24 protein-coding genes and 1 riboswitch are annotated in these 18,457 nt (G+C 59.4%); of the genes, 14 read left to right on the plus strand and 10 right to left on the minus strand.

Features of this window, described 5'->3' with window-relative positions; translation table 11 throughout:
• The first annotated feature begins 25 nt into the window (after positions 1-25).
• Positions 26-421, plus strand: a complete 396-nt coding sequence (locus ACMWL8_RS17510) for a lysozyme inhibitor LprI family protein (protein WP_041910548.1) — start codon at positions 26-28, stop codon at positions 419-421.
• On the opposite strand, the gene rutR is transcribed toward ACMWL8_RS17510, so the two are convergent.
• Positions 418-1,056: an HTH-type transcriptional regulator RutR gene (gene rutR, locus ACMWL8_RS17515; protein WP_028012659.1), complete on the minus strand. Its 639-nt coding sequence runs from the start codon at positions 1,054-1,056 to the stop codon at positions 418-420. The genes ACMWL8_RS17510 and rutR overlap by 4 nt on opposite strands.
• Positions 1,057-1,301: 245 nt before the next feature.
• On the opposite strand from rutR, the gene rutA reads away from it, so the two are divergent.
• The 7 genes from rutA to rutG are packed head-to-tail and all read left to right on the plus strand — an operon-like array spanning position 1,302 to position 6,736.
• On the plus strand, positions 1,302-2,393 hold the full coding sequence (gene rutA / locus ACMWL8_RS17520) for a pyrimidine utilization protein A (RefSeq protein WP_041910549.1): 1,092 nt from the start codon (positions 1,302-1,304) through the stop codon (positions 2,391-2,393).
• Positions 2,393-3,082: a pyrimidine utilization protein B gene (rutB, locus tag ACMWL8_RS17525; protein WP_028012657.1), complete on the plus strand. Its 690-nt coding sequence runs from the start codon at positions 2,393-2,395 to the stop codon at positions 3,080-3,082. Before rutA ends, rutB begins: the two co-directional genes overlap by 1 nt.
• Before the next feature lie 11 nt (positions 3,083-3,093).
• Complete coding sequence (rutC, locus tag ACMWL8_RS17530; RefSeq protein ID WP_008499822.1) at positions 3,094-3,480, plus strand: pyrimidine utilization protein C; 387 nt, start codon at positions 3,094-3,096, stop codon at positions 3,478-3,480.
• Positions 3,481-3,487: 7 nt separating this feature from the next.
• Positions 3,488-4,288: a pyrimidine utilization protein D gene (gene rutD / locus ACMWL8_RS17535; RefSeq protein ID WP_028012656.1), complete on the plus strand. Its 801-nt coding sequence runs from the start codon at positions 3,488-3,490 to the stop codon at positions 4,286-4,288.
• 9 nt (positions 4,289-4,297) lie between these two features.
• Complete coding sequence (locus ACMWL8_RS17540) at positions 4,298-4,888, plus strand: malonic semialdehyde reductase (protein ID WP_041910551.1); 591 nt, start codon at positions 4,298-4,300, stop codon at positions 4,886-4,888.
• A gap of 12 nt (positions 4,889-4,900) precedes the next feature.
• Positions 4,901-5,392 carry an NADH-dependent FMN reductase RutF gene (rutF, locus tag ACMWL8_RS17545; RefSeq protein ID WP_032644856.1) on the plus strand — a complete coding sequence of 164 codons (492 nt, stop codon included), beginning with the start codon at positions 4,901-4,903 and terminating at the stop codon, positions 5,390-5,392.
• Positions 5,393-5,413: 21 nt separating this feature from the next.
• A complete protein-coding gene (gene rutG / locus ACMWL8_RS17550; protein WP_045261670.1) occupies positions 5,414-6,736 on the plus strand; it encodes a pyrimidine utilization transport protein G in 1,323 nt (440 codons plus the stop codon).
• A 58-nt stretch (positions 6,737-6,794) separates the two neighbouring features.
• Here the strand turns inward: rutG and ACMWL8_RS17555 are convergent, their stop codons facing one another.
• The 4 genes from ACMWL8_RS17555 to ACMWL8_RS17570 form a co-directional block, all read right to left on the minus strand.
• The gene (locus tag ACMWL8_RS17555; RefSeq protein WP_045261671.1) at positions 6,795-7,316 is read right to left on the minus strand and encodes a GNAT family N-acetyltransferase; all 522 of its coding nucleotides are present in this window, start codon (positions 7,314-7,316) and stop codon (positions 6,795-6,797) included.
• Between the two features lie 6 nt (positions 7,317-7,322).
• Positions 7,323-7,592 carry a DUF1778 domain-containing protein gene (locus ACMWL8_RS17560; RefSeq protein WP_008499829.1) on the minus strand — a complete coding sequence of 90 codons (270 nt, stop codon included), beginning with the start codon at positions 7,590-7,592 and terminating at the stop codon, positions 7,323-7,325.
• A gap of 61 nt (positions 7,593-7,653) precedes the next feature.
• Positions 7,654-8,571 carry a DMT family transporter gene (locus tag ACMWL8_RS17565; protein WP_045261672.1) on the minus strand — a complete coding sequence of 306 codons (918 nt, stop codon included), beginning with the start codon at positions 8,569-8,571 and terminating at the stop codon, positions 7,654-7,656.
• Positions 8,572-8,687: 116 nt separating this feature from the next.
• Positions 8,688-8,858, minus strand: a complete 171-nt coding sequence (locus tag ACMWL8_RS17570; protein WP_001273664.1) for a general stress protein — start codon at positions 8,856-8,858, stop codon at positions 8,688-8,690.
• Positions 8,859-9,248: 390 nt separating this feature from the next.
• On the opposite strand from ACMWL8_RS17570, the gene wrbA reads away from it, so the two are divergent.
• Together wrbA and ACMWL8_RS17580 are read left to right on the plus strand one after the other, a co-directional pair.
• Complete coding sequence (gene wrbA, locus ACMWL8_RS17575; protein WP_041910554.1) at positions 9,249-9,845, plus strand: NAD(P)H:quinone oxidoreductase; 597 nt, start codon at positions 9,249-9,251, stop codon at positions 9,843-9,845.
• An 18-nt stretch (positions 9,846-9,863) separates the two neighbouring features.
• A complete protein-coding gene (locus tag ACMWL8_RS17580) occupies positions 9,864-10,091 on the plus strand; it encodes a YccJ family protein (RefSeq protein ID WP_028012649.1) in 228 nt (75 codons plus the stop codon).
• 33 nt (positions 10,092-10,124) lie between these two features.
• Here the strand turns inward: ACMWL8_RS17580 and agp are convergent, their stop codons facing one another.
• Positions 10,125-11,366, minus strand: coding sequence for a bifunctional glucose-1-phosphatase/inositol phosphatase (gene agp, locus ACMWL8_RS17585; RefSeq protein ID WP_045261673.1), 1,242 nt, complete (start codon positions 11,364-11,366; stop codon positions 10,125-10,127).
• Between the two features lie 152 nt (positions 11,367-11,518).
• On the opposite strand from agp, the gene ACMWL8_RS17590 reads away from it, so the two are divergent.
• Together ACMWL8_RS17590 and ACMWL8_RS17595 are read left to right on the plus strand one after the other, a co-directional pair.
• Positions 11,519-11,962, plus strand: coding sequence for a winged helix-turn-helix transcriptional regulator (locus ACMWL8_RS17590; RefSeq protein ID WP_045261674.1), 444 nt, complete (start codon positions 11,519-11,521; stop codon positions 11,960-11,962).
• Positions 11,963-12,087: 125 nt separating this feature from the next.
• Complete coding sequence (locus ACMWL8_RS17595) at positions 12,088-12,882, plus strand: SDR family NAD(P)-dependent oxidoreductase (RefSeq protein ID WP_045261675.1); 795 nt, start codon at positions 12,088-12,090, stop codon at positions 12,880-12,882.
• Between the two features lies 1 nt (position 12,883).
• Here the strand turns inward: ACMWL8_RS17595 and ACMWL8_RS17600 are convergent, their stop codons facing one another.
• Positions 12,884-13,243, minus strand: a complete 360-nt coding sequence (locus ACMWL8_RS17600) for a winged helix-turn-helix transcriptional regulator (RefSeq protein WP_023335206.1) — start codon at positions 13,241-13,243, stop codon at positions 12,884-12,886.
• Positions 13,244-13,343: 100 nt separating this feature from the next.
• On the opposite strand from ACMWL8_RS17600, the gene ACMWL8_RS17605 reads away from it, so the two are divergent.
• Entirely contained in the window at positions 13,344-14,093 is a 750-nt protein-coding gene (locus ACMWL8_RS17605; RefSeq protein WP_045261676.1) for an SDR family oxidoreductase, read from the plus strand.
• Position 14,094: 1 nt separating this feature from the next.
• Here ACMWL8_RS17605 and ACMWL8_RS17610 read toward each other — a convergent pair whose 3' ends face one another.
• The gene (locus ACMWL8_RS17610) at positions 14,095-14,598 is read right to left on the minus strand and encodes a DedA family protein (RefSeq protein ID WP_041910556.1); all 504 of its coding nucleotides are present in this window, start codon (positions 14,596-14,598) and stop codon (positions 14,095-14,097) included.
• Positions 14,599-14,752: 154 nt separating this feature from the next.
• A riboswitch (M-box (ykoK) riboswitch) is annotated at positions 14,753-14,922 on the plus strand.
• A 60-nt stretch (positions 14,923-14,982) separates the two neighbouring features.
• On the opposite strand from ACMWL8_RS17610, the gene ACMWL8_RS17615 reads away from it, so the two are divergent.
• Positions 14,983-15,984 (plus strand): magnesium transporter, encoded by a 1,002-nt coding sequence (locus ACMWL8_RS17615; protein WP_045261677.1) that lies wholly within the window; start codon positions 14,983-14,985, stop codon positions 15,982-15,984.
• Here the strand turns inward: ACMWL8_RS17615 and hpxK are convergent.
• Together hpxK and ACMWL8_RS17625 are read right to left on the minus strand one after the other, a co-directional pair.
• A complete protein-coding gene (gene hpxK, locus ACMWL8_RS17620; protein WP_045261678.1) occupies positions 15,950-17,212 on the minus strand; it encodes an allantoate amidohydrolase in 1,263 nt (420 codons plus the stop codon). The two genes, ACMWL8_RS17615 and hpxK, sit on opposite strands and share 35 nt — an antisense overlap.
• On the minus strand, positions 17,209-18,450 hold the full coding sequence (locus ACMWL8_RS17625) for a pyridoxal-phosphate-dependent aminotransferase family protein (RefSeq protein ID WP_045261679.1): 1,242 nt from the start codon (positions 18,448-18,450) through the stop codon (positions 17,209-17,211). Before ACMWL8_RS17625 ends, hpxK begins: the two co-directional genes overlap by 4 nt.
• Between the last annotated feature and the right edge of the window lie 7 nt (positions 18,451-18,457).

The raw sequence follows: 18,457 nt of genomic DNA on the forward strand, positions 1-18,457 counted from the left end.
GGAGCCTTATTTTATTGGGGAGTATATGAAACGATATCTTATCGCCGGTGCGGCACTGCTGCTCAGCACCAGCGCGCTTGCCAACGAGTGCGACAACGCCACTACGCAGCTTGAACTGAATACCTGTAGCGCGCAGCAGTACCAGGCAGCCGATAAAAAACTCAACCAGACCTATCAGGCCGCCATCAAACGCGCGGCGGCCCCCCAGCGCGACCTGCTGAAAAAAGCGCAGCAGGCGTGGATTACCCTGCGCGACGCGGACTGCGCGTTTATCGGTTCGGGGACGGAAGGCGGGAGCGTCCAGCCAATGATTGTTAACCAGTGCCTGGCGGAAAAAACCGTGGAGCGCGAGGCGTTTCTGGCCTCGCTGATGCAGTGTGAAGAGGGTGACTTAAGCTGCCCTCTCCCGCCGGGCAATTAACGCACGCGGATCCCTTCGATAATCATCCGCTGCACGTTTTCGAGTGTGCTCTGGAAAAACGCCTCGTCCTGGAGCGTTTTACCGGTCACCGCCTCAACCTGGGCCGCAAAGTCAGCGTAATGCTGGGTAGCGGCCCAGATCATAAAGATCAGGTGCTGCGGGTCGACCGGGGCCAGCTTTCCGCTGGCAACCCATCCGGCGATAATCGCCGACTTATCGTCCACCAGCTGCTTTAAATCCCCCGTCAGCTCCGCCTGTAGCAGCGGCGCGCCCTGCAGCATCTCAAGACAAAACAGCCTTGACGCCTGCGGGTAATCGCGCGACACCTCGAGCTTCAGGCGAATGTACTCCTCGATAGCCACCAGCGGGGCCAGCTCTTCGCGAAATGCCTTGAGCGGCGCCAGCCAGATATCGAGGATCTGCTGCATCACCGCCACATACAGCGCCTCTTTCGACGGGTAATAGTAGAGCAGATTGGTTTTAGACACCCCGGACTGCTCCGCCACCTGCTCCAGGCGCGTGCCGTGAATGCCAAACTGTGAAAAGGTCTCCAGCGCGGCGCTGAGGATCGCCTGCTTCTTGGCGCTCACCGCCTGCGAACGTTTTCCGGGTGTTTTCACTGCGCCTTGTGTCATTTCCGCTCTCCATTTTCTTTCCTGCGCTCAGCATAGCAAAACCCCCGCCTCGCCACGACCTTCTGCACTCCCATCGCGCATGAGTGCCTGTTTTCTGTGCAATGTTTTTGACCATTTAGTCCACATTTAGCGGCATCAATCCCCCAACCTCTTATTAACACATTAATAACACAAGCGTTTTCAAAACTGGCATTGCCTTTGCAAAACCACCGTTACACCTGCGACGTAATGAAGAGAGGTTCGTGATGAAAATTGGCGTATTTGTACCCATCGGCAACAACGGCTGGCTTATCTCGACCACTGCACCGCAGTACATGCCGACCTTTGAGCTGAACAAAGCCATCGTGCAGAAAGCGGAGCACTACCATTTCGACTTTGCGCTTTCGATGATCAAGCTGCGCGGCTTTGGCGGCAAAACGGAATTCTGGGATCACAACCTGGAGTCCTTCACTCTGATGGCCGGGCTGGCAGCGGTTACCTCGCGGATCCAGATCTACGCCACCGCGGCCACACTCACCCTTCCGCCCGCGATCGTGGCACGCATGGCCTCCACCATCGACTCCATCTCCGGCGGGCGCTTTGGCGTTAACCTGGTCACCGGCTGGCAAAAACCGGAGTACGAGCAGATGGGACTCTGGCCGGGCGACGATTACTTCTCCCGTCGCTACGACTACCTGACCGAATACGTGCAGGTCCTGCGCGACCTGTGGGGCACCGGCAAAAGCGACTTCAAAGGCGACTTCTTTACCATGAACGACTGCCGCGTCAGCCCGCAGCCGTCGGTGCCGATGAAGGTGATTTGCGCCGGGCAGAGCGACGCGGGGATGGAATTCTCCGCGAAATACGCCGACTTTAACTTCTGCTTCGGCAAAGGCGTTAACACCCCTGCCGCCTTTGCCCCGACCGCGGCACGCATGAAGGAGGCCGCCGACAAAACCGGGCGCGACGTGGGCTCGTACGTGCTGTTCATGGTCATTGCCGACGAAACCGACGACGCCGCACGCGCCAAATGGGAACGGTATAAGGACGGCGCTGACGACGAAGCCCTGAGCTGGCTTACCGAGCAGAGCCAGAAAGACACCCGTTCCGGCGCAGACACCAACGTGCGCCAGATGGCCGACCCGACCTCCGCCGTCAATATCAACATGGGCACGCTGGTTGGCTCGTACGCCAGCGTTGCCAGGATGCTCGACGAAGTGGCAGCCGTACCCGGCGCTGAGGGCGTCCTGCTGACCTTCGATGATTTCCTCACCGGCGTGGAAACCTTCGGCGAGCGCATCCAGCCGCTGATGCAGTGCCGCGCCCATATCCCTGCCGTCACGAAGGAGGTGGCGTAATGACGACCTTAAACGCTCGCCCGGAAGCCATCACCTTTGCGCCGCAGCAGAGCGCGCTGATCGTGGTGGACATGCAAAACGCCTATGCCAGCCAGGGCGGTTATCTCGATCTGGCGGGGTTCGACGTCTCCGCCACAAGGCCTGTGATCGAGAACATCAAAACCGCCGTCGCCGCCGCGCGCGCGGCGGGCATGCTCATCATCTGGTTCCAGAACGGCTGGGATGACCAGTACGTCGAGGCCGGCGGCCCCGGCTCGCCCAACTTCCACAAGTCGAACGCCCTGAAAACCATGCGCAAGCGGCCCGAACTGCAGGGCAAGCTGCTGGCCAAAGGCGGCTGGGATTATCAGCTGGTGGATGAGTTGGTCCCGCAGGCGGGCGATATCGTCCTGCCGAAACCGCGCTACAGCGGCTTTTTCAACACCCCGCTCGACAGCCTGCTGCGCAGCCGGGGCATTCGCCACCTGGTGTTCACCGGCATTGCCACCAACGTGTGCGTGGAATCGACCCTGCGCGACGGCTTTTTCCTCGAGTATTTCGGCGTGGTGCTGGAAGACGCGACCCATCAGGCCGGGCCGGAATTCGCCCAAAAGGCAGCTTTGTTCAATATCGAAACCTTTTTTGGCTGGGTCAGTAACGTTGCGGATTTCTGCGACGCCCTGAATCCTCCGCTCGCCCGTATCGCCTGAGGAGACACACGATGCCGAAATCCGTAATCATCCCGCCGGGCACCAGCACGCCCATCGCCCCGTTCGTCCCCGGCACCCTCGCCGACGGCGTGGTGTATGTCTCCGGCACGCTGCCGTTTGATAAAGACAACAACGTGGTATTTATCAACGACCCAAAGGCGCAAACCCGCCACGTGCTGGAGACGATCAAAACCGTGATCGAAACGGCGGGTGGCACCATGGAGGACGTGACCTTCAACAGCATCTTTATCACCGACTGGAAAAACTACGCCGCGATTAACGAAATCTACGCCGAGTTCTTCCCCGGCGATAAACCGGCGCGGTTCTGCATTCAGTGCGGGCTGGTAAAACCGGACGCGCTGGTTGAGATCGCCACCGTTGCGCACATCGCGAAGTGAGGCAGGCATGAAACTTTCCGTCTCGCCGCCGCCGTACGAGGGTGCGCCCGTGGTGGTCTTTATTTCCGGTCTCGGCGGCAGCGGCAGCTACTGGCTGCCCCAGCAGGCCGCGCTGGAGCCGGAGTATCAGGTGGTGTGCTATGACCAGCGGGGAACGGGCAATAACCCCGACACCCTGCCGGAGGGTTACAGCCTTGCGCAGATGGCAGACGAGCTCGCCCAGGCGCTGGCTGACGCAGGCATTGCGCGCTACAGCGTCGTCGGGCACGCGCTCGGCGCGCTGGTCGGCCTGCAGCTGGCCCTCGACAGGCCCGACGCCCTCACCGCGCTGGTGTGCGTCAACGGCTGGCTGACCCTCAATGCCCACACCCGCCGCTGTTTTGACGTTCGCGAGCGGCTGCTGCATTCCGGCGGCGCGCAGGCGTGGGTCGAGGCGCAGCCGCTGTTTCTCTACCCGGCAGACTGGATGGCCGCCCGCGCGCCGCGTCTGGAGGCCGAAGAAGCGCTGGCGCTGGCCCATTTCCAGGGTAAAACCAACCTGCTGCGCAGGCTCAGCGCCCTGAAAAAAGCCGACTTCCGCCGCCAGTCCGCACGCATTCGCTGCCCGGTTCACATTATCTGTTCCGCCGACGACGTGCTGGTGCCGTCCGTCTGTTCCGCTGAACTGCACGCCGCCCTCCCGCACGCCCACAAAACGGTCATGCGCCAGGGCGGACATGCCTGCAACGTCACCGAGCCGGACACCTTTAACACCCTGCTGCTGAACGGGCTTGCCAGCCTGCTGCACAGCCCTGAACCCGCTTTATAAGGAGCTTTAATGAGCGAAGCCATTACCCCCGCCGCGCTGGAAACGCTGTTCACCGGTGCCCGCACCCACAACGGCTGGCTGGATATGCCGGTCAGCGACGAGACGCTGCGCGAGATGTATGACCTGATGAAATGGGGCCCAACGTCTGCCAACTGCTCACCGGCGCGCATTGTCTTTGTGCGAAGCGCAGAGGGAAAAGAGAAGCTGCGCCCGGCGCTCTCCAGCGGCAACCTCGAGAAAACGCTTACCGCCCCGGTGACAGCGATTGTCGCCTGGGACGGGGAATTCTACGAGCGCCTGCCCGAGCTGTTCCCGCACGGCGATGCCAGAAGCTGGTTTACCGCAAGCCCCGCGCTGGCGGAAGAGACGGCCTTTCGCAACAGCTCAATGCAGGCCGCGTATCTGATTTTCGCCTGCCGCGCACTCGGCCTGGACACCGGCCCGATGTCGGGCTTTGACCGACAAAAGGTCGACGAGGCCTTTTTCACCGGCACAACGCTTAAAAGCAACCTGCTGATCAACATTGGCTATGGCGATACGCGCAAACTTTACGGGCGCCTGCCGCGCCTGACCTTCGACGATGCCTGCGGACTGGCGTAAGGAGCGATCGTGATGACACCGGATAAACAAACCTTTCGCGACGCCATGGCCTGCGTCGGCGCGGCGGTCAACATCATCACCACCGACGGCCCGGCGGGGATGGCGGGCTTTACCGCCAGCGCGGTATGCAGCGTCACGGATTCCCCTCCCACCCTGCTGGTGTGCCTGAACCGCGGCGCGTCGGTCTGGCCCACGTTCAGCGAAAACCGCACCCTGTGCGTGAATACCCTGAGCGCCGGACAGGAGCCTTTATCCAATCTGTTTGGCGGCAAAACGCCGATGGCGGAACGCTTTACCGCCGCCCGCTGGCAGACGGGCGACACGGGCTGCCCGCGTCTGGAGGATGCGCTGGCCTCGTTTGACTGCCGCATCAGTCAGGTGGTCAGCGTCGGTACTCACGACATTCTGTTTTGCGACATCGTATCGATTATTCGCCACCCCGCCCCGCAAGGTCTGGTGTGGTTTGACCGCAGCTACCACGCGCTTATGCGACCCGCCTGCTAAGGCGCTTTAAGGAGACAGACCATGTTCGGATTTCCCCACTGGCAGTTGAAATCGACCTCCACTGAAGCAGGCGTGGTCGCGCCGGATGAACGCCTCCCGCTCGGGCAAACCATGGTGATGGGCGTCCAGCATGCAGTCGCGATGTTTGGCGCGACGGTATTGATGCCGATGCTGATGGGGCTCGATCCTAACCTGTCTATTCTGATGTCGGGAATCGGCACCCTGCTGTTCTTTTTTGTTACCGGCGGGCGCGTACCCAGCTACCTGGGCTCCAGCGCCGCCTTTGTCGGCGTGGTGATCGCCACTACCGGTTTTAACGGCCAGGGGATCAACCCCAACCTGAGCGTGGCCCTCGGCGGCATCATCGCCTGCGGGCTGGTCTATACCCTGATTGGTCTCGTTGTGATGAAGATCGGCACGCGCTGGATCGAACGGATGATGCCCCCCGTCGTCACCGGCGCGGTGGTGATGGCGATAGGCCTGAACCTCGCGCCGATTGCGGTGAAAAGCGTCTCCGCTTCGCCGTTTGAAAGCTGGATGGCGGTGATCACGGTGCTGTGCATCGGCCTGGTGGCAGTCTTCACGCGCGGGATGATCCAGCGTCTGCTGATCCTGGTCGGGCTGATTGTCGCCTGTCTGATCTACGCCCTGCTGGCGAACGTGTTCGGCATGGGCAAGCCGGTCGATTTTACCCTGCTTCATCAGGCCGCCTGGTTCGGTCTGCCGCAGGTGACCTCGCCCACCTTTAACACGCAGGCGATGATGCTTATCGCCCCGGTGGCGGTGATCCTTGTGGCGGAAAACTTAGGGCACCTGAAGGCGGTGGCGGGAATGACCGGGCGCAGCATGGATCCGTACATGGGCCGCGCGTTCGTCGGCGACGGGCTGGCGACCATGCTCTCAGGGTCCGTGGGCGGCAGCGGCGTGACCACCTACGCGGAAAACATCGGCGTGATGGCGGTGACCAAGGTCTACTCAACGCTGGTCTTCGTGGCGGCGGCGGTAATGGCGATCCTTCTTGGTTTCTCACCGAAGTTCGGCGCACTGATCCACACCATTCCGTCACCGGTCATCGGCGGCGCGTCGATTGTGGTGTTCGGGCTGATCGCCGTGGCCGGGGCGCGCATCTGGGTGCAGCATCGGGTTGACCTTAGCCAGAACAGCAACCTGATCATGGTGGCCGTCACGCTGGTGCTGGGCGCGGGCGATTTTGCCCTGACGCTGGGCGGGTTTACGATTGGCGGGATTGGTACGGCGACCTTCGGCGCGATCCTGCTTAACGCCCTGCTGAGCCGCCGGATGGCTGCCGCGCCGCAGGCCGCCGCGGCGCATCAGGATTCGTGAAATCGATATGTCGGGTGACGGCTACGCCTTACCCGACCTGCATGCTCCTTAAGAGCGATCACGCCTGCTCAAACAGTCGTTCGATAGCTTTTGTCGGGAAGAACAAAGAATGGCTGTTTTCGCCTGCCAGCGGGATGAACCCCAGCTTCAGATAAAATCGTTTAGCCTGCTCGCTAAGGGCATCAACAAATATTCCGTGTACTCCCACAGCCTGCGACGCCAGGTAAACCACCCGCATAGCGTGTGCAACAAGCGTTGTTCCCCACTCGTTTCCCTGTAGTTCTTTATGAATAGCCAGACGTCCCAGCGTCACGCTGGGTACGTTGAGATAAGGGATCCGACGCTGCTGAGTCTTAGAAGGAAGCATCACTCTCTCAAAGCAACTTCCCGATAGCGTGTAATAGCCCAGCACGCGCGGATGGTCGCGCTCTTTAAGCAGGTAGGCTCGTAGAATACGTCCATTGTGCTGGCGTACCAGGTGTTCTCTCAGGAAGGCATTTAGCGAGGGTTCACCACAATCAAAATCCCCGAAATCATAGTCGGTTCCCTCTGAAAACATTTCAATCGTGAGATTTGCCAAGACGCTTCACTCCATGTTTCGAAGACGTTTTGCCGCTCGCTTGAGGCGTTCATTTGGCTCTGGGGGATTGTCGATGGCATCCATCACCGCATTCCAGGAGGCTTCGTTTAACACGAGACGACGGTGCTGCTCGATGACCTCTGCAGCACGCTCTGACGCACTGTTCACCATAAACTGGGTGATCGTTTGATTCGTCATCGCCGCCGCTTCTTCAATCATTGTTTTGTCTTCGTCTGTTAAGCGAAGATCGATACGCTGTTTTTTAAGTGCTGGCATGGTTTACATCACCGTGTACGGTTTTAATCCGTACACATCCTAAGTAACGTTGCGCTTTTTTTCAATCTAAACCTTTTTCAGCAGTCAAATGACTCGCTTCACGCCCCCGCTTTCTGAGCTTTAGTTCGCTCACCAGCACCCCGGCAACAATAAACGCCGCGCCCACCAGCGCCAGCAGCGGTAAACGCTCGCCGGCCAGTCGTCCGAAAATCCCCGCCCAGACCGGTTCACCGGTGTAGATCACCGTCGCCCGCGTTGGCGATACGCTGCGCTGCGCCCAGTTCATGGTCACCTGGATAATGGCGCTGAAGATGCCAAGCCCCAGCGCGACCACCACCAGCCCCGTGGACATCGGCGGCACGGATTCCCCGGCTGGCACCATCGTCGCGAAGGCCACCAGCGACGCCGTCGCGAGCTGCACCACCGTCACGCGCTTGACGTCCACTTTCCCAGCCCAGGCGCTGATCAAAATAATTTCCGCCGCGATGGCAATGGCCCCGACGAGGGTAATGATCTCGCCCGGCCCCAGCGCCAGCAGGTTATTTTCCGGCCCGGCTAATAAAATCAGGCCGATAAACGCCAGCACGATGCCAATGCAGGACATCAGCCCCGGTAGCCGCCCGAGGCATAACCATTGCAGCAGCGGCACCAGCGGCACGTACATGGCGGTAATAAAAGCGGATTTGCTGCTGGAGATGGTCTGCAATCCCCACGTCTGCAGGCTGTAGCCCATCGCTATCGCAATCCCAATCGCCACGCCGGCCTTGAGTTCCTTCAGCGTCAGACCCCGCAGCGTTTTGAGGGAGATCAGCCCCACGGCTATCGCCGCCGTCGCAAAGCGCAGGCCGACAAAAAAGAACGGATCGCTGAGGGTCACCGCGTACTGGACGGCAAGAAAGGTCCCGCCCCAGAACATGGTGATGAGAATAAGGATGGCTTCCTGCGGTTTTATGGAGAATTTAAAGCGTGAGACGGACATGCGACACCAACAAGTGAGATCAATTCTGTAGTGTGCGTTGCCTTTGGTTACAGTTCAATGTTGCAGACATAAAAAAACCGCCGGGAAACCCGGCGGCAGGGAGTCAACCCGGCGTACTACTTATTGCTGCCGTGGCTATTTTTACCCCCTTTTTTACCAGCCTCTGATGCGCGCTGAGGGTCGTTCTTGAAGTTACCCCCGCTAGACTGGCCACCTTTACGACCTGCTTCTGATGCTCTTTCACGGTCTTCAGCGAAATTACCTGAACCACCACGATGGTTTGCCATCTCTAACCTCCAGAGTGTGAAACATTAGACATCATATTGCATTCAGTAAAAGAGGATTCTTTCACCTCGCGGCTAAAGGACAGGGCCTTTATCTGTGCCGCGTGAAACTAAGCTTAGTGGACTGAGGCTATCCGGCAAGCCACGGGTAATATTCTGCAACATGATATCCGCCTTTCGGGTCAGATAACGCGACGGAAATCCATAAGTCTTTCTTATCATTTTAAAATTCGACGACGAGAAAGTTGTTTCATTTTGCTACAGCACCTTATTGTAACCATGTTGTTATAAATCAAAGAAATGCCGTTCATTTTTGCAGTCTGGCCGTGATGTCATATCTTTAAATGAACGCAGCGATCCGCTGTCAGAAAAACCAACGAGGAGTGATGCAAAATGGCAAAAGTTCTGGTGCTCTATTATTCCATGTATGGACACATTGAAACCATGGCTCACGCGGTAGCAGAAGGTGCAAACAGAGTGGACGGCGTTGAGGTTGTGGTAAAACGCGTACCGGAAACCATGCAGGCGGAAGCGTTCGCCAAAGCCGGGGGAAAAACACAAAATGCCCCGGTCGCCACCCCGCAGGAGCTGGCGGAGTATGATGCCATTATCTTCGGCACCCCGACCCGCTTCGGCAATATGTCAGGCCAGATGCGTACCTTCCTCGATCAAACCGGCGGGCTCTGGGCATCCGGGGCGCTGTACGGCAAACTCGCCAGCGTATTCAGCTCTACCGGTACCGGCGGCGGCCAGGAGCAGACGATTACCTCAACCTGGACTACCCTTGCTCATCATGGGATGGTGATTGTGCCAATTGGCTACGGCGCGCAGGAGCTGTTTGACGTTTCTCAGGTGCGCGGCGGGACGCCGTACGGCGCAACCACCATTGCCGGTGGGGATGGCTCACGTCAGCCAAGCAATGAAGAACTCTCTATCGCCCGCTATCAGGGTGAATACGTCGCGGGTCTCGCTAAAAAACTGAACGGCTAACCCAACAGGAGGAAAAGTATGCCAACACAGGAATCCAAAGCTCACCACGTGGGCGAATGGGCAAGTTTACGCAACACCTCTCCGGAGATTGCCGAAGCCATCTTTGAAGTCGCGAACTACGACGAAAAGCTGGCCGAGCAGATTTGGGAAGAAGGCAACGATGAAGTGCTGATTCGCGCCTTCGAAAAAACGGACAAAGACTCGCTCTTCTGGGGCGAGCAAACCATCGAACGTAAAAACGTCTAAGCGTTTCCCCCCGCCGCAGCGGGGGGTTCTCTTTTACTTCGCCGCGTTATTCATGACCGCATTGAATTTATCAACCGGACAGAAGCCGTTCGCGTCCACCGGACAGCCCTTCAGCTCCAGCGTCACGCGCTGCGCGGGCGACTGCAACGACAGCACGCTGGCGTTGCGCAGCTGCTCCGCGCTCTGGTAGACATACTCAATTTTCATCAGTTCCTGATTGCTGTTTTTGTCGTGCCAACGCTGGAAGACAATCTTGCCGCCAATCGGGGTCCGTTCCTGCTGGTCATGCAGCTGATACGGCTTGAAATCCAGCGCGGTAAGCAGTGAAGCGATGTTCGAATCGTGCCCTACCAGCAGAGTAATCTTAGGCGCTTTCGCCTGTTCGGTGACCAGCGTTTTATCGATATATTTCACCAGCGGCTTCGCCACGTTTTGCGCCACCTCGGTGGAGGTAAACAGCGAGTCCTGATAGCCGTTCTTCAGCTTCGACAGCACGCGCCACTGCTGGTCGGTCTTGATTTCACCCCAGGCCACCTGGTCGGCCGGGAAACCTTCGTAATACTGCAGCGTGAACGCGTCCACCAGCGAGTTACCCACCTTCAGCGGCCCGGATACGCCAGGCTCTTTTTCATAGTCGGCGCTGAAGGTATCTTTCGCGTCCGCCAGGGAGCAGACTTTTTTCTCTTTGCAGGACGGGGAATCGGCGTAATTTGTCATCTGCTCCAGCAGCTTATAGCTTTCGCCAAGCTGCATTTTCTGCCGATCGGACTCCATCGCCTTGAGCGCTTTTTCGCGGAATTCCGGCGAGTTGTCGGTAATCACCGGATTAAAGGTCGGGTCCATGGTGCCCATTTTTTCCTGATGGTGCACAGGAACGTCGCAGCCCGGGAACGCACCGGTAATGAAGAACTGCGCGGTGGCGACGGTACGCTGCAGGCTATTGGCGTAAGCATACACGCTATCTGCTGGCGGGCACTCTCCCGTCTTCACCATCCCCTGCTCTGCCAGCCACTCGCGCATGTAATGGCCCATATAGACTTCCAGCACGCCGCCTTTGGTGGTGAGCTGACCGCCCGGCACGTCCCACTCCGGCCACTGCTTCGGCGTGGACTGCTCCAGCACGCTGCCGTTGTTAGCGAGCGGCGCGCGCAGGTTGTGACGGCTCATGATTAACACCTGCTCCAGCTGATAGCCTTTCGGCGTCTCCTGCGCCTGTGCGCCAAAGGTCATTGAAAGGGTACCTGCCACGGCCACTGCGAGTAGTGCTTTTCTCATCCCTCGTTCCTCACGTTTTTTTAATGTTCCAGTGAGTGTGACAGATTCGTGACAGTTTTTTCGGGAAGCATTTCTCAAACTGATGATTAACGTGCTTACGGTGGGCACTAATTAGTTTTATAATAAAACCACACCCCACCGGAGACCTGACCGTGAAACGCACCCGCCTTGAAGAGAGCACCTGCCCCGTCGCCCGTTCGCTGGATATCATTGGCGACTGGTGGTCGCTGCTGATCGTTCGCGACGCGCTGCGCGGGATTAAACGCTTCGGCGAGTTTCAGAAAAGCCTCGGTATCGCAAAAAACATGCTCACCTCGCGGCTGAAGCTGCTGGTCGATGAAGGCATCCTCCGGCTTCAACCCGCCTCCGACGGCAGCGCCTGGCAGGAATACATTCTGACCGACAAAGGACGCGCGCTCCAGACGGTGCTGGTTGCTCTCTCCCAGTGGGGCAATGAATTTTTGTTCGCGGAAAACGAATGCGGCACCGTTCTCGTCGATAGCGAACAGCGCAAACCCCTGCGTAAACTGGCGCTTATCGCCGACGATGGGCGCGAACTGACGCCTGAAGAGATCGTGGCTAAACTCCCCTCCTGATCGTTCCCAACGGCAAAAGCACAAAATACCCGGCAAAATGGTTGCATTATAAAACCAAATAGCAGAGAGTTAATTAAGTTTCATATTGAAACCAAATAACCCACTTTGCTTTGAGGTAACACATGATGACTACGCAAATCACCACCGCCTTAATTACCGGCGCCTCTTCCGGGATCGGGGCCGTCTATGCCGATCGCCTGGCAGCGCGCGGCGCTAACCTGGTCCTGGTCGCCCGCCGCGAGGATCGCCTGAAAACCCTCGCCGCCGACCTGCGCGCGCGCTATGGCGTGGCCGTCGCTATACTGGTGGCCGATCTCAGCGATGTAGCCGGGATCCGCGCCGTGGAAAATGAACTACGCCGCAATACCGCCATCGATACGCTGGTAAACAACGCGGGCACCGCGCAGATGGCCCCGTTCCTCGCGGGCGATGTGGCGCAGCATCAGGCCATCAATACCCTCAACACCACGGCGCTGATGCGTCTGACCTACGCCATCCTGCCCCGCCTGGCGCAGAACAATCGCGGGACGCTGATCAATATCGCCTCGGTGTTATCGCTCCATGTCCGAGCGGGCAGCGCGTTGTACAGCGCCACCAAAGCCTGGGTACTGAGCTTTACCCGCGGACTGCAGGAAGAATTTGCCGATAGCAGCGTGCGCATTCAGGCCGTACTGCCCGCCGCGACGGCGACGGAGATCTGGAGCCATTCAGGGGTTACGGTGAACGATCTGCCGGAAGGGTCGGTGATGACTACCGACGATATGGTCGATGCGTCACTGGCGGGTCTGGATCAGGGCGAACAGATCACTATTCCGCCGATGCATGACGCCGCCCTGTGGGATCGCTACGAAGCGGCGCGCCTTGAGCTGTTTAACAGCGCGCGCACCGGGGTTCCGGCACCGCGCTACGTTAAACAGTAGCCTAACGCTCAAGCTGGTCGCCGTACTCGCTCATCCAGGCGGCCAGCGGCGAAAGTGCGTCCTGCAGGGTTAACCCCAGCTCGGTAATTTGATACTCCACGCGCGGGGGGATCTCCGGGTAGACCGTCCGCGTCACCAGCCCGCGCTGCTCAAACAGGCGGAGCTGCTTCGTCAGCTCTTTCTGCGTGATGGGGGCAGCGGCACGCAGCAGATCGCCAAAGCGTACGGGCGTGTTGAACACAATCAGGCGATAGAGAATGGGGATCGCCCACTTACCGGATATCAGGTTGACAAACTGCGTCATCGGGCAGGTATACGCCTCAGATTTTTTTTCGCAGCACACCTCCAGCATTTCTGCCATAGCACACCTCTTGCCTCGTTAGTATCCATTTGGTACCTGGTTTCCTTTCGATACTAACGTTTCTATAGTGCTTTCTCCAGTGACATTTCAGGAGAAGAACATGGGTCGTTTAACCGATAAATATACGCTGATTACCGGCGGCACCAGCGGCATTGGTCTTGCCACCGCGCAGGCGTTTATCGCCGAAGGGGCGCGCGTCGCCGTAACCGGACGCAACCCGGACACCCTCGCCGAAGCAGAGCGCATTCTGGGCGATAAGGCCTGGGTGATCCCAACCGACGCAGGCGATATCGCGTCGCAAAAAGCGCTGGCGGAAACTCTCGCCGCCCGCTGGCCACGCCTGGACGCGGTGTTTCTCAACGCTGGCGATGTGACGCACGCGCCGCTGGAAGCCTGGCAAGAGGATGCGTGGGACCGCCTGATGGGCATCAACCTGAAGGGACCGTTCTTTTTAATTCAGGCGCTCCTGCCGCTGCTGAATAACCCGTCGTCGGTGATCCTCTGCGGCTCCGTGAGCGCGCGCATCGGCCTGCCCACCAGCAGCGTGTATGCTGCGAGCAAGGCCGCCCTGCTGTCGCTGGCGCGAACGCTGTCGGCGGAGCTGCTGCCGCGCGGGATCCGCGTCAACGGCCTGAGCCCCGGTCCGGTGGAAACCCCGGCGTTTACGAAAACGGGCTTAAGCGAAGAGGCGCTTAACGCGATGATGGCGGAGATCATCAAGCTGGTGCCGCTCGGCAGAATGGGCACGACGACGGAGCTGGCAAAAGCCGCGCTCTATCTGGCCTCCGACGAGTCGAGCTACACGGTAGGAACGGAACTGCTGGTGGACGGCGGAATGGGAAGCCTGTAACTCAAAAGGCGCTGATGCCGGTGACCGCGCCGACATACAGCGCCGCCCATGCACAGGCGGAAAGCAGGCTGACGGCGTAAACTTTGACGGCGTTCAGCCTGAGCATCCCCGCCGCCAGCGGCACGACATAACGCAACACCGCCAGAAAGCGCGATGTAAACAGTACGATGACACCGTTTTTTTGCAGCTGATGCTGAACCCGTAAAAACGTAGCGGCATGCTTCGCCGTAAAGCGCGCGACCAGCCGGGTGTGCCCCATCAACTGGCCGATATGGTAGTTCAGCACCGATCCCGCCGTTGCCCCCAGCACCACGGCGAGCCACGCCAGCGCCGGGTGCATGCTCCCCTGGCTGACGCCGATGCCCGCCAGCAGCATCACCGAGGCGGGCGGCAGCACGGAGGAGATCAACACCGTGGACTTGCTCAGCGCCATTACGAATAACAGCGCGAACAGATGTGCCGGATAAAGCGCAAAATGATTCAGCAGATTATCAAACCACGCCATTTTCCTTCCCCCGTTAATTAATCCTCCATTTAAAAGGAATAACCTTAAATAAACCCTCAACATTTTATCAATAAGATTTACCTAAACCTTTCTTAAACATTATTTAATTTCCTGAGCGATAAATTTAAACAAGCGTATTATTCCTCACGCTTTACAACGATCTCGTTATGGCGAGGCTCCTGTACAAATACACGTTATCGCTCTGGTGGGTTCGAGAGAACCGGCACAGGGTAAAACAGGCACTGTCGAATCAAGGCTTTGTCAGTATAACTTCCCTTGCGGGATACGGTGTACAGTGCTGAACCCAGGACGTGGGGATCTCCTTTCCGACATGCCCTGTCTTGCTCGCCCCTGAGAGATTTTATTATTCAAAGGGAATTCACTATGTCTTACGCTATTCACAATCACAACCTGGCATTCAATGACCGCGCGGTCGCGCAATATATGAATACCGATTTTATTGTCCTCGACGTTTCATTATGCGTGGCGCTGGCGCGCGAGCAATTCTTCGAAAAATTAAAAGACGATGATATTCCGTCGCATATTTTTATTGAAGACCATGGACGCCTGGCGGGCATGATTGCGGTACGCAAATTATTGCAGGTCACGGATACCGTGCAGCCAATTAAAAGCCTGATGATTTCACAGTTTTTGCAGGTCAAACCGGAAGATGAACGAGCCGATGTCGCCGGACTTCTGGCCCACGGCGACGCAGATGTCGTGCCCGTGGTGACCCACGGCAAACTCGTCGGCTGCCTGACCGAGCGCGAAATCGCCCATCTGCTGGAAGATGACGTAACCGAAGATGCCCAGCTTCAGGGGGCGACGCTGCCGCTGGAGAAGCCCTATCTGGAAACCAGCGCCTTCAGCCTGTGGAAGAAACGCTCCGTCTGGCTGCTGCTGCTGTTTGTCGCGGAAGCCTACACCAGCTCGGTGATTCAGCACTTCGAAGAGGCGCTGGAGTCTGCCATCGCGCTGGCGTTCTTTATTCCGCTGCTGATCGGCACGGGCGGCAACAGCGGAACGCAGATCACCTCCACGCTGGTGCGCGCCATGGCGCTGGGTGAAGTGCATCTGCGCGACGTAGGCCGCGTGCTGCGCAAAGAGATGACCACCTCGCTGATGATTGCCGTGACGCTCGGTATTGCCGGGTGCATCCGCGCCTGGATGATGGGTATCGGGCTGGAAATCACGCTTATCGTCAGCCTGACGCTGGTATGCATTACGCTCTGGAGCGCGATTGTGTCGTCAGTGATCCCGATGGTGCTCAAGCGCTGCGGCATTGACCCGGCGGTCGTCTCCGCGCCGTTTATCGCGACGCTTATCGACGGTACCGGGCTGATTATCTACTTTAAGATCGCGCAGTATACGCTGGGGCTGGAGTAACGCGATCCGCCAGCTGAATCACCGCACGCGAAAACGCCTCAATCGCCAGCGCAACATCCTCAGCCATCACCGATTCCGCCGGGTGGTGGCTGACTCCGCCCCTGCAACGCACGAATAGCATGCCCACCGGCCAGCGTTCCGCGATGGCAATCGCATCGTGGCCCGCGCCGCTGGGCAGCGACAGCGAGCGTCCCTGTACCGATTTGACGGCCTCCCCCAGCACGTTCTGCAGGTGCAGATTGCACGGCGTGGCGGCAATGCGGTAAAACTCCTCGGCGCTAAATGCCAGCCCGCGGCGCGATGCGATCGCCCGGGCATATTCCAGCAGGTCGTTGAGCAACCTGTCCAGCGGTGCATCCTGCGGGCCGCGAATATCGAGCGAGAGCTGAACCTCACCGGGAATCACGTTCACCGCTCCCGGCAGACAGCGCAATTCCCCGACCGTCGCCACCAGGTTGCCGCCCTGCTGTCGGGTAGCGTTTTCAATGATAACCATCCACTCGGCGGCGGCGGCCAGCGCGTCCCTGCGGTGGAGCATCGGCACGGTTCCCGCATGTCCGGCCTCGCCGGTGAAGCGACAGTTCAGGCGACGGGCACCGTTAATGGCTTCCACCACGCCAAGCGCGAGCGCCTCCTGCTCAAGGCACGGCCCCTGCTCAATATGCAGTTCGAGATAGGCGCTGAAATCTTCCTGACGCCTTGCGGCATGCGACACGCGGGCAGGATCGAGCCCCGTCTGGGTCATCGCCTGCGCCACGCTGATGCCGCTGGCGTCGGTTTTTTCCAGCCAGCCCTGCGGCCAGGTGCCCGTCAGCCCCCGGCTGCCTAACAGCGTAATGCCGAAGCGGGTGCCCTCTTCATCGCAAAAGCCGACAATCTCGATGGCCTGCGCCAGATGCACACCCTGCTGATGCAGGCTGTCCACCACTTCAATGGCCGTGAGCACCCCAAGCATACCGTCGTAGCGTCCCGCGTTGCGCACGGTATCCAGATGCGATCCAAGCAGCACCGCCTGCGTCCCTTCCTGCGCCCCCTCATAGCGTCCACAGATGTTGCCCACGCTGTCCTGCCAGACGGTCATGCCCGCCTGGCTCATCCACTGCCCCACCAGCTGATTGGCCTGCTGATGCTGCACCGAGAGATAGACCCTGGTCAGCGCATCCGGGGTTTCGCTGATGGCGGCCAGCGCGTCGGCGCGGGCCATCACCCGTTCTGCCGCCGGGCTCATTGCGGCGTCTCGCGGCGATAGTGGTCCCACGCGGCCTGCATCGCCGCGCCCTGCGTGGTGGTGAATTTCAGGTAGTTCAGCACCGACTCCAGCGCGCTCAGGGTGGTCATCACGCAGTCCTTGCGCGCGTTGTAGCCCATGGTGCCGATGCGCCACACCTTGCCGTGCAGCGGGCCAAACGAGGTGCCGATCTCAATCCCGAAATCCTCCAGCATCAGCTTACGCACCTGGTCGCCGTTGATGCCCTGTGGAATAACCACGCCCAGCACATTGTTCATCTTGTGCTTCAGATCGCCAAAGGTCTCCAGCCCCATCGCCTGAATGCCCTTCAGCAGCGCATCGCCGTGCAGCCTGTGGCGGGCGATGCCGTTATCCAACCCTTCCTGCAGGATCAAACGCGCGCACTCGCGGGCGCCAAACAGCGCAGTGGTCGCTTCGGTGTGGTGGTTGAGGCGCTCCGGCCCCCAGTAGTCCATCACCATGCCGAGATCGAAGTAGTTGGAGTAGATCATCTCCTCGTCGCCGTCGCGGTGGGCGTCGGTGCGAATGCCCTCCTCAACGCATTTGCGGCGGCGGATCGCCTCCTCCATGCGCGCGCTCAGGGTGATCGGCGACGTGCCCGACGGGCCGCCGAGGCACTTCTGCATCCCGGCCGAGACGGCGTCCAGCCCCCATGCGTCGGTCTCCAGCGCGTTGCCGCCGAGCGACGCGGTGGCATCGGTGTAAAACAGCACGTCGTAGCGGCGGCAGATGGCGCCGAGCTCCGCGAGCGGCTGCAGCATGGTGGTGGAGGTGTCGCCCTGCACGGTCAGCAGCAGGCGCGGACGAATACGCTTAATCGCATCCTCCACCTGGTCCGGGGTGAATACCTCGCCCCACGGCACCTCGATGGTATGCACCTCCGCGCGGCAGCGGCGGGCAATTTCGCACAGCAGGTGGCCAAAGCGGCCAAAGACCGGCACCAGCACTTTATCTCCGGGGCGGATGGCGGAGACCAGAATGGCCTCAATTCCCGCGCGGGAGGTGCCGTCCACCAGCATCGTCCAGCGGTTTTCGGTGCGAAACACGCCGCGATAGAGCGCCATCACCTCATTCATGTAGTGGGTCATGGCCGGATCGTACTGGCCAATCAGCTGGCTCGACATGGCGCGCAGTACGCGCGGGTCGGCGTTGATCGGCCCCGGCCCCATCAGCAGGCGCTGGGGCGGGTTGATTTGCGGAAAGCGTGCGATATCCATTTTTCAG

Source organism: Enterobacter sp. 04-C-12-SI-ECC, from assembly GCF_047530715.1.
In the GTDB taxonomy this organism is placed as follows: Bacteria; Pseudomonadota; Gammaproteobacteria; order Enterobacterales; family Enterobacteriaceae; genus Enterobacter; species Enterobacter bugandensis.